Source organism: Streptomyces sp. CBMA291 (assembly GCF_014596525.1).
GTDB lineage: Bacteria > Actinomycetota > Actinomycetes > Streptomycetales > Streptomycetaceae > Streptomyces.
Genome location: NZ_MSJP01000110.1, coordinates 170,725 through 179,803 on the forward strand (window position 1 = coordinate 170,725; position 9,079 = coordinate 179,803).

A 9,079-nucleotide genomic window follows, 5' to 3' on the forward strand; every position below is an offset into this window, starting at 1 on the left:
GAGCCGTGCAGCGAAGCCGCCCCGCATCCGCCCCGCATCCGCCCCGAACCCGTCCCGCGTGTCGCCCGAAGCGACGCCTCGAACGGCGGAATCCGGTGAACCTTCGTATAAAGGGCACGGGAGGTGCCGTCCCGGCGCCCCCCGTGCGCTCAGGAGGTACGGGACATGCGGCAGACGGCTCCGGACGGGCGTGGTCCGGTGTACCACGGCCCTCCCGGCCCCGACCCGAGTCTGCCCGTCCTGCCGGGGCTCGCCGCCCTCCTCGCCGACTCGGCGCGGCGGACGGACCCCGAGCCGCCCGGCGGCGGGCCCGTCCTGCGCGAGGCCGCCGCCGGCTACTGGTGGCGCCGGGGCCTGCGTACCCACCCCGAGGACGTGGCCGCCGCCCCCGGCGCCCCCGTCCTGCTGCTCGCCCTGCTCGCCGCGCACGGCGGCGACCTCCTGCTGCCCCGACCCTGTCCCGTCTGGTGGACCCCGCAGGCCCGGCTCCTCGGCCACCCCGCCTACCACGTGCCCACCCCCGCCGAATGCGGCGGCGTCCCCGACCCGTACGCCCTCCTGGAGACCGTCCGCCGGGTCCGGGCCGAGGGCGGCACCCCACGCGTCCTGCTGCTCTCCGCCGTCGACGACCCCACCGGCACCGTCGCCCCGCCCGAGAGCGTCCGCGAGGCCTGCGAGGCGGCCGTCGCCGAAGGGCTCCACGTCATCAGCGACGAGACCTGGCGCGACACCCTCCACCACCCCGAGGAGGACGTCTTCCTCGGCCCCGCCGAGATGTGCCCGGACGACGTCACCGTCCTCGTCGACCTCGGCGGCTCCCTCACCCCCGCCGCCTGGCCCTGTGCCGTCGCCCGCTTCCCGCCCACCGACCCCTCCCGCGCCGACCGCTGGGCCGACCGCAGGGCCCGGGTCCTCGACGTGCTCACGCTCCTCGGCGCCGTGGTCCCCGGGCCCGTGGCCCCCGCCGCCGCGCACGCCCTCGACGAGCCCGGGGACGTCGCCCGCCGGGCCCGCCGGGCCGCCGCCCTCCACGGAGCCCTCGCCGCCGCCGCCCACCGCGCCGTCCTCGCCTCGGGCGCCTTCGCCAGGCCCCCGAGGGCCGGACGCCACCTCTACGCCGACCTCGGCCCACTCCGTGCCGGTCTCGCCGCCCGTGGCGTCACCGACTCCCTGGAACTGGAGGACCACCTCACCGGCAGGCTCGGCGCCCCGGCCACCGGCGGTCACCGGCTCGGCGACGAACTCGGCGCGCTGCGCGTCCGGTTCGGCACCGGCATGTTCCTGGGCGCCACGGAGGAGGAGCGGGCCGGGACGCTCGCGGCGGACGACCCGACGGCCCTCCCGCACGTCGCCCGGAACCTCGCGGAGTTCGGAGCGGCCCTGGAGGAACTCGGGTGACACCGCCCAAGACCCGCCGGCCCTCCGGAGGAACTCGGGCGATACGACCAAGGGGCCCGTCGGCTTCCCGGAGGGGCCCGGGTGAAACCGACCGGGGTCCGCCACCGCCCCATGAGGGACCCGGGCGACACCGCCCAAGATCCGCCACCACCCCCGGAGGAACTCGGGCGGTACCGCAGAGCACCCGCCGACTGCCCAAGGGGCCCAGGTGACACCGACCAAGGCCCACCCCGACCTCCACCCCCGCCCCGCGCGGGACCCGGGCGGCCCCGCCGAGGGCCCGCCACCACCCCCGCCGAGGGCCCGCCACCACCCCCGCAGGCCGCGCAGAACGGAGTCCGCAGATGACCGAACGCACGGCAGACCCCGCGCGGGCCCCCCAACCCCCGCACCGGAACGGCCCGGTGGCCCCGGCGCCCGCCCTCAAACCCCTCGGGCGGCTGCGTACGGACTGGCCCCGGACCTTCGCCGACCGGCTCACCGCCCCGCTCCCCGGCGTCCGGGCCCTCGCCCGGCTCGCCAGGGAAGGCGCCGTACGCCCCCGCCCCGAAGGGCTCAGCGACATCCCCCTGCTCCCCTTCGAACCCGGGCCGCTGCCCCTCGCCGGACCCGGCACCCTCGCCTTCACCTGGGCCGGGCACGCGAGTTGGCTGCTGCGCATCGGCGGTCTCGCCGTCCTCACCGACCCCGTCTGGTCCCGCCGCATCCTCGGCACTCCCGCCCGGCTCACCCCCGTCGGCGTCCGCTGGGAGGACCTGCCGCCCGTCGACGCCGTGGTCATCAGCCACAACCACTTCGACCACCTCGACGCACCGACCCTGAAACGGCTGCCCCGGCACACCCCGGTCTTCGTCCCGGCCGGACTCGGCCGCTGGTTCACCCGCCGCCGCTTCACCCGCGTCACCGAACTCGACTGGTGGGAAGCGGCCGAACTCGACGGCGTACGCTTCGACTTCGTCCCCGCCCACCACTGGTCCAAGCGCACCCTCCTGGACACCTGCCGTTCCCTGTGGGGCGGTTGGGTGCTCACCGACGGCGCCGAGCACCGCGTCTACTTCGCCGGGGACACCGGATACGGCCACTGGTTCGCCGAGATCGGCCGCCGCCACCCCGGCATCGATCTCGCGCTGCTCCCCATCGGGGCCTACGACCCCCGGTGGTGGCTCAGCGACGTCCACACCGACCCGGAGGAAGCCGTCCGCGCCCACCGGGACCTCGGCGCCCGGCGGATGGCGCCGATGCACTGGGCCACCTTCGTCCTGTCCTCGGAGCCCGTCCTCGAACCCCTCACCCGGGTCAGGGCCGCCTGGGAGAAGGCCGGACTGCCCCGTGAGGACCTGTGGGACCTCCCGGTCGGCGGCTCACGGGTGCTCGTGCCCTGAGAGACCGGCCGCCTTCGGCCGCCGCACCCGCCGCCACAGCGTGGGCGCCGCGCCGACCAGCACCGTCAGGCCCACCGCCGCCACGACCCCCTGCCACGGCTCGGGGAAGAGCGAACCGCCCAGGATGCCGATCAGCTGGTACGTCGCCGCCCACGCCAGACAGGCCGCGATGTCGCCCCGTACGAAGTGCCGCAGCGGCATCCGGGACAGCAGACAGGCCAGCATGACCGGGATCCGCCCGGCCGGCACGAGCCGGGACAGGACGAGCACCGACACCCGATGGCTTTCGAGCCGTTCCTGCGCGTGCGCGAGCCGCTCCGGCGTCACCCGGCCGCGCAGCGCCTCCAGCCACCGCGAGCCGTTGCGGGAGCGGACCCCGCGCTGTCCGAGCCAGTAGAGGACCGCGTCGCCGAGACAGGCCGCGAAGGCCGCCACGAGGAAGACGAAGAGCAGGGAGAACGGCGAACTCTGATGGAAGGCGACCACGGCGGCCGAGCTGACGAGCGCGCCCGTCGGCACCACCGGCACCAGCGCGCCCAGCGACACCAGCAGGAACAGCGAGGGATACCCCACCGCCTGCTGCGTCGACTCGGGCGGCAGCTCCCGCACGGCCATCGCCATCCGGGTGAACCCGTCGATCACCGGGCGACCTCCGGGCGCACCCGCTCGCCATGGCCGAGCCGGTGCACCACCACCTTGGGCGCGAGCCGCGCCGCATGCCGTACGAACTCGTCACCCGGCGCGTGGAACTCGTGCGGCCGCACTCCGTCGAGCCCGATCGGCCAGTACGTGCCGTAGTGCACCGGGACCGCCGCCGCCGGGGAAAGCTCGGCGAGCACCTGCGCCGCCCGGCCCGCGTCCAGATGCCCATGGCCCAGATACGGACCCCAGCCGCCCACCGGAAGCAGGGCCACGTCCACCGGGCCCACCGCCTCCGCCATCCCGTCGAAGCGCCCGGTGTCCCCGGCGAAGTACGTCCGCGCCTCGCCCTCGACGACATAGCCGAGCGCGGGCGCCCGGTGCCGGCCCATCGGCAGCCGCCGCCCGTCGTGGAGCGCCGGGACGGCCCGTACCGTCACGCCCTCCACCGTCACCGTCCCGCCCTCCGCCACCTCGGTCAGCCGGAGCCCGCGACCGCCGAGCCTGCGCAGCCCCGGCACGGCGTCCGGGGCGCCACGCGGCACGATCAGCCGGGTGCCGGGCGCGAGCCGGGCGAGCGAGGGCAGGTGCAGATGGTCGGAGTGCAGATGCGAGACGAGCACGGCGTCGGCGCGGGCGGCCTCGGGCGGCGGGGCCGCGCCGCGCCGCCGCCGCAGGTGCGCGAGGCGCCGGGCGAACAGCGGGTCGGTGAGGAAGCGGACCCCGGAGTCCTCGACCGTGCAGGTCGCATGACCCCACCAGGTGACCTCCACCGGCATGCCGCCTTCCGCTTCCTTCGTGACCGCGGACGCCGTCCATTGTGCCCGGCATCGCTCCATGACTCCCTGTCGAGGGTAATTGTCCCTGCCGGGTGCCGGAGGATGTTCGCCCGTCCCGGACGGCAGTAGGGTCGGGCCATGGACGACGTTCGGGTGGCGGCGATCGCCAGCCTCACCCCGCTTGAGGAACTCGACAGCGAGCCCTTCCTGGTCGATACGCGCGGCCAGCACGCGGTGTGTGCCCGCTGGGCGCGCGACCAGGGGTACGTGGTCGCCCGCCAGCTGCTGTTCTACGGCTTCCGGCCCGATCACGCGGCGCTCTGGGCGGATGTGGAGGCGGGCGCGGTCGACCTCTTCGTCGCCGCCAGCGAGCGGGCCCTCGCCCGCGCGGTGACCTCCGTGCCCGGCTTCCGCGCCGAGTGCGAGCGGCGCGGGGTGCGGGTGGAGACCGTATCGCCCGACGAGCCCGCGTACGACGCGGCGGCGAAGGCGGGGGTGCACCGACGGCTCTCGATGCCGACGGCGGGGTACGACGGGAACTGACGCGGAGGGAATCCGACGCGGACGGGAACCGAGCCGAGGCGGGGGAGGGGAACCAAGGCGGGGGAGGGGTGCGACGGGGCCCGAAGCCGGTGCCGCCCGAGGCGGCGGACCTGTCGCCCACCACACCGCGCTCCCCATCACCACCTTCCGCCACAGCCCCCACTTCCGTCCCGCTCCCGACGGCGACCTGACACATCCGGGTCCGCCCGAAAGTCCCCGCCCCCCTCACCCACCGTGGGCGTTGTGACACGCTTGGGTCAGGAAACGGGCGAAAGGTGAAGAGGGCGTGGGCGACGGGCGATGGGGTGGCGCCGACCGCTGGCGGTCCGCGGGCAGCGCGCTGGCACGGGTGAGTGTGGTGTGGGCGGTGTCCACGCTCACGATGCTCGTCCTCGCCGGGGTGCTCCCGGACTTCCGGCTCCAGTCGGCCGACGGCGACAGTTTCACCCGGACCGCGCTCACCGCCGCCGGAGCGGCCGGCGTCTTCGGACTGCTCGGCGCGCTGGTCTGGCCGCTGATCGTCCGGGCGCTGCTGCTCGTTCCCGCGCTCGTGCTCGGCCTGCTCGTGTTCTTCCTCAACGGTTCGCTGCTGCTCATCGCGCTCTGGCTGATCCCCGACGGGCGCGGCACGGCCAACCCCGAGACCGCCGTCCTGGTCGCCGCCGCCATGTCCGCCGTGGCCTCCGCCACCTCCACCGCGCTCGCCGTCCGCGACGACGACGCCTACCGCCGCCGCCTCTACCGGCTGACCGGCCGGACCCGCCCCCGGGACGAGGAGGGCGCGCCGGAGGAGCCCCCGGGCACGGTCTTCCTCCAGCTCGACGGCGTCGGCCACCGCGTCCTGTGCGAAGCCGTCGACTCCGGTCTGATGCCGACCGTCGCGGGCATGCTCGACGCCGGACACCGGCTGACCCCCTGGCGCACCGACTGGTCGAGCCAGACCGGCGCCAGCCAGCTCGGCATCCTGCACGGCTCCAACGAGGACGTGCCCGCCTTCCGCTGGTACGAGAAGGACACCGGCCGTCTCATGGTGTCGAACCGGCCCGCCTCCGCCGTGGAACTCCAGCGCCGGGCCATCCGCCGCACCGGCGACGACGGACTCCTCGCCTTCGACGGCGCCTCCAGGGGCAACCTGTTCAGCGGCGGCGCCGACCAGCTCGCGCTCGTCCTGTCGATGGCAGCGAGGCGCGGTCCCCGTACCCGCTCGCGCGCCGGATACTTCGCGTACTTCTCCGACCCGGCCAACGCCGTCCGTACCGCCGGATCGTTCGTCGCCGAGTGCCTGCGCGAGATGGCCCAGTCGACCCGGTCGCTCCTGCGCCGGGAGACCCCCAGGGTCTCGCGCGGCGGCACCTACCCGTTCGTGCGCGCCTTCGCCACGGTCCTGGAACGGGACGTGGTGGTCTCCGCCGTGATGGGCGACATGCTCGCCGGACGGACCGCCGTCTACGCCGACCTGGTCGCCTACGACGAGGTGGCGCACCACTCGGGCCCGCACAGCCGGGACACCGATCAGGTCCTCCGCAGGCTCGACCGCTCGGTCGGGCTCATCGCCACGGTCGCCGAGCACGCCCCCCGCCCGTACCGGATCGTGCTTCTCTCCGACCATGGGCAGAGCCCCGGCGCGACCTTCGAGCGGGCTTACGGGCTGACGCTGAAGGACCTGGTCAGGGCCGGGTGCGGGCTGCCGGTGCCGCGTCGGGTACGGCGGACCCGCAGCGGCTCGGAGGCGCGGGACGCGGCCAGGGACGCACTGCGCCTCGCGCTGCACCGGCCCGTCGACGAGACCGGCGAGTCGGCGCGCGAGCTGCCCGCCCGGCCCTCGGATCCGGTGGTCCTCGCCTCGGGGAACCTGGGCCTGATCTCCTTCCCCGACGTGCCGCACCGGATGACCCGGGAGGAGATCGACCGGCGCCATCCGGCGCTGCTGCGGACCCTGGCCCACCATCCGGGGATCGGTTTCGTGCTGGTGGCCAGCGCCGAGCACGGTTCGGTGGTGCTCGCGGGGGACGGGACGGAGGTGCCGGTCGCACGGCTCGACGACACCGGTCCGCTGGCCGTCTTCGGACCGGGCGCGGCCGACGCGGTACGGCGGACCGACGGTTTCCCGCATGTCGCGGACGTCATGGTGAACTCCATGCACGATCCGGAGACCGGCGCCGTGCACGCCTTCGAGGAGCAGATCGGCTCCCACGGCGGACTCGGCGGCGAGCAGTCCCGGCCCTTCCTCCTCGCGCCGCCCGAGCTGTCGCCCGCGGTGGCCCCGGGGGAGGAGCTGGTGGGCGCCGAGCAGGTGCACCGGGTCCTGCGGCGCTGGCTGCGGGAGAGCGAGGAATCCCCGGGCTCGCTGGAGAATCCGCCGTCCACCAGTGAAGCGGAATCACTTCTTCCGGTTGACGGAGTGCTCCCGCAGGACAAAAAGCACTGATTTGGCCGCGTGTTCGTCCTGGGCGGACGATGGTCCGGAATGTACGACGGAAGGCGCACCACCCGATGAGCACGGCCCCCACCACGCCGAGGAGCGGACCAGCGGACAGCGTGGCCGCCGGGACCCCCGGTCCCGGCACGGAGCACCCCTCCGGCCCCGGCTCCGAGAGCCGGCACGCCCGGCGCTTCGGGCTGCCCATCGCGATCGCGCTGGTCACCGGCAACATCATCGGCGGCGGGATCTTCCTGCTGCCCGCCTCCGTCGCCCGCTACGGCACGATCAGCCTGGTCGCCTTCGGCATCCTCACCGTCGGCGCGATCGCCCTCGCCCTCGTCTTCGGCCGCCTCGCCAACCGCCACCCGCAGACCGGCGGCCCGTACGTCTACGCCCGCGAGGCCTTCGGCGACTTCGCCGGTTTCCTCGCCGCCTGGGCGTACTGGGCCACCACCTGGGTCTCCAACGCGGCGCTCGCCGTCGCCGCCGTCGGCTACCTCGACGTGCTGATCCCCCTACACGGCTCCAAGACCGCCACCATCTGCGCCGCGCTCGTCCTCCAGTGGCTCCCCGCCCTCGCGAACCTGGCGGGCACCCGATACGTCGGCGCCGTGCAGATCGTCTCCACCGTGCTCAAGTTCGTCCCGCTGCTGCTCGTCGCCATCGGCGGGTTCTTCACCTTCGACAGCGCCAACCTCGGGCCCTTCCACGCCGAGGGCCACAGCGCCGTCGGCGCGGTCTCCGCCGCCGCCGCGATCCTGCTCTTCAGCTATCTGGGCGTCGAGTCCGCCGCCGTCAGCGCGGGCGAGGTCCGCGACCCGCGCCGGAACGTCGGCCGCGCCACCGTCCTCGGCACCCTCGCCGCCGCCTTCCTCTACCTCCTCACCACCCTCTCCGTCTTCGGGACCGTCCCGCACGAGCGGCTCGTCACCACGGACGCGCCCTTCACGGACTCCGTCAACCTGATGTTCGGCGGCTCCTGGGGTGGTACGGCCGTCGCCTGCATGGCCCTCGTCTCCATGGTCGGCGCCCTCAACGGCTGGACCCTGCTCAGCGCCCAGACCCCCTACGCGGCGGCGCGGGACGGACTCTTCCCGAAGGTCTTCACCCGCAAGCGGCGCGGAGTGCCCACGGTCGGCGTCGTCGTGACCGTCGTCCTCGCCTCGCTGCTTACCGTCTACAACTACACCTCGGGCACCCAACGGGTCTTCGAGTCCCTGGTCCTCATCACGACCTTCACCGCCACCGTCCCCTATCTGCTCTCCGCCGCCGCACAGCTCTACTTCCTGCTCTCCGGCCACTCCGAGCGGGTCGACCGCGCCCGTCTGATCCGTGACATCGTCCTCGCCCTCACCGCCTTCGGCTTCTCCCTCTGGCTGGTCGCGGGCTCCGGCCACACCGCCGTCTACCAGGGCGTCCTGTTCCTCTTCGCGGGCGTCCCCGTCTACGCCTGGATGGCCGCCCGCAGGCGACGCGCGGGGGAGACGGGCGCGGGGGAGTAGCGGGACGGGCGTGCCCACCGGGACGAGGACCCGGAGCGGATCCGGAGCCGTCTCGGAGCGGATCCGACGCACGCTCGGCGCGGACTCGGCGCGGAGCCGGAACCGTGGCCCGTACGGCTCGGACCACGCCGTGGCCCTGACCTGAGGATTCACCGGATCGAGTGAATATGGGCCTCCGGCCGTAGGCCGGTCGGGCGTATCTGCGGGACGGGATGTAGGCCCGCCGCCCGCAGGGGGCAGTACGCATCTCCGTGAGCCCCGCTTCCGGACCGCCCGCCGCGCCCGCCCCCTTCGCGCCCGGCACCCTCGCCTTCGTCAGCCAGAGCGGCGCCCTCGGCTTCGGCGCCGCCAGCCTCGCCCTGGAGCGGGGACTGCGCCCCGGCTGGGTGGTCAGCACCGGAAACGACGCCGACG

8 protein-coding genes are annotated in these 9,079 nt (G+C 74.7%); 6 read left to right on the forward strand and 2 right to left on the reverse strand.

The window, feature by feature from the left end; genetic code table 11:
- The first annotated feature begins 165 nt into the window (after positions 1 to 165).
- On the forward strand, positions 166 to 1,398 hold the full coding sequence (locus tag BU197_RS27455; protein ID WP_188270999.1) for an aminotransferase class I/II-fold pyridoxal phosphate-dependent enzyme: 1,233 nt from the start codon (positions 166 to 168) through the stop codon (positions 1,396 to 1,398).
- 344 nt (positions 1,399 to 1,742) lie between these two features.
- Positions 1,743 to 2,780, forward strand: coding sequence for an MBL fold metallo-hydrolase (locus tag BU197_RS27460; protein ID WP_188271000.1), 1,038 nt, complete (start codon positions 1,743 to 1,745; stop codon positions 2,778 to 2,780).
- Here the strand turns inward: BU197_RS27460 and BU197_RS27465 are convergent.
- Both BU197_RS27465 and BU197_RS27470 read right to left on the reverse strand, forming a co-directional pair.
- Positions 2,760 to 3,401 carry a DedA family protein gene (locus tag BU197_RS27465; protein ID WP_188271018.1) on the reverse strand — a complete coding sequence of 214 codons (642 nt, stop codon included), beginning with the start codon at positions 3,399 to 3,401 and terminating at the stop codon, positions 2,760 to 2,762. The two genes, BU197_RS27460 and BU197_RS27465, sit on opposite strands and share 21 nt — an antisense overlap.
- A 17-nt stretch (positions 3,402 to 3,418) precedes the next feature.
- On the reverse strand, positions 3,419 to 4,198 hold the full coding sequence (locus BU197_RS27470; protein ID WP_188271001.1) for an MBL fold metallo-hydrolase: 780 nt from the start codon (positions 4,196 to 4,198) through the stop codon (positions 3,419 to 3,421).
- A gap of 138 nt (positions 4,199 to 4,336) precedes the next feature.
- On the opposite strand from BU197_RS27470, the gene BU197_RS27475 reads away from it, so the two are divergent.
- From BU197_RS27475 to BU197_RS27490, 4 genes are all read left to right on the forward strand, one after another.
- A complete protein-coding gene (locus BU197_RS27475) occupies positions 4,337 to 4,741 on the forward strand; it encodes a hypothetical protein (RefSeq protein ID WP_188271002.1) in 405 nt (134 codons plus the stop codon).
- A gap of 286 nt (positions 4,742 to 5,027) precedes the next feature.
- Positions 5,028 to 7,169: a phage holin family protein gene (locus BU197_RS27480; RefSeq protein WP_188271003.1), complete on the forward strand. Its 2,142-nt coding sequence runs from the start codon at positions 5,028 to 5,030 to the stop codon at positions 7,167 to 7,169.
- A gap of 65 nt (positions 7,170 to 7,234) precedes the next feature.
- A complete protein-coding gene (locus BU197_RS27485; RefSeq protein WP_188271004.1) occupies positions 7,235 to 8,665 on the forward strand; it encodes an amino acid permease in 1,431 nt (476 codons plus the stop codon).
- A 251-nt stretch (positions 8,666 to 8,916) separates the two neighbouring features.
- A partial coding sequence (locus BU197_RS27490; RefSeq protein ID WP_317453412.1) for a hypothetical protein occupies positions 8,917 to 9,079 on the forward strand: 163 nt, incomplete at its 3' end.

What these genes read in the sequence shown, in the direction of transcription:
- BU197_RS27455 (WP_188270999.1), top strand. Translation starts at nt 166, where the DNA reads ATGCGGCAGACGGCTCCGGACGGGCGTGGTCCGGTGTACCACGGCCCT.
- BU197_RS27460 (WP_188271000.1), top strand. Translation starts at nt 1,743, where the DNA reads ATGACCGAACGCACGGCAGACCCCGCGCGGGCCCCCCAACCCCCGCAC.
- BU197_RS27465 (WP_188271018.1), bottom strand. Translation starts at nt 3,401, where the DNA reads ATGGCGATGGCCGTGCGGGAGCTGCCGCCCGAGTCGACGCAGCAGGCG.
- BU197_RS27470 (WP_188271001.1), bottom strand. Translation starts at nt 4,198, where the DNA reads ATGCCGGTGGAGGTCACCTGGTGGGGTCATGCGACCTGCACGGTCGAG.
- BU197_RS27475 (WP_188271002.1), top strand. Translation starts at nt 4,337, where the DNA reads ATGGACGACGTTCGGGTGGCGGCGATCGCCAGCCTCACCCCGCTTGAG.
- BU197_RS27485 (WP_188271004.1), top strand. Translation starts at nt 7,235, where the DNA reads ATGAGCACGGCCCCCACCACGCCGAGGAGCGGACCAGCGGACAGCGTG.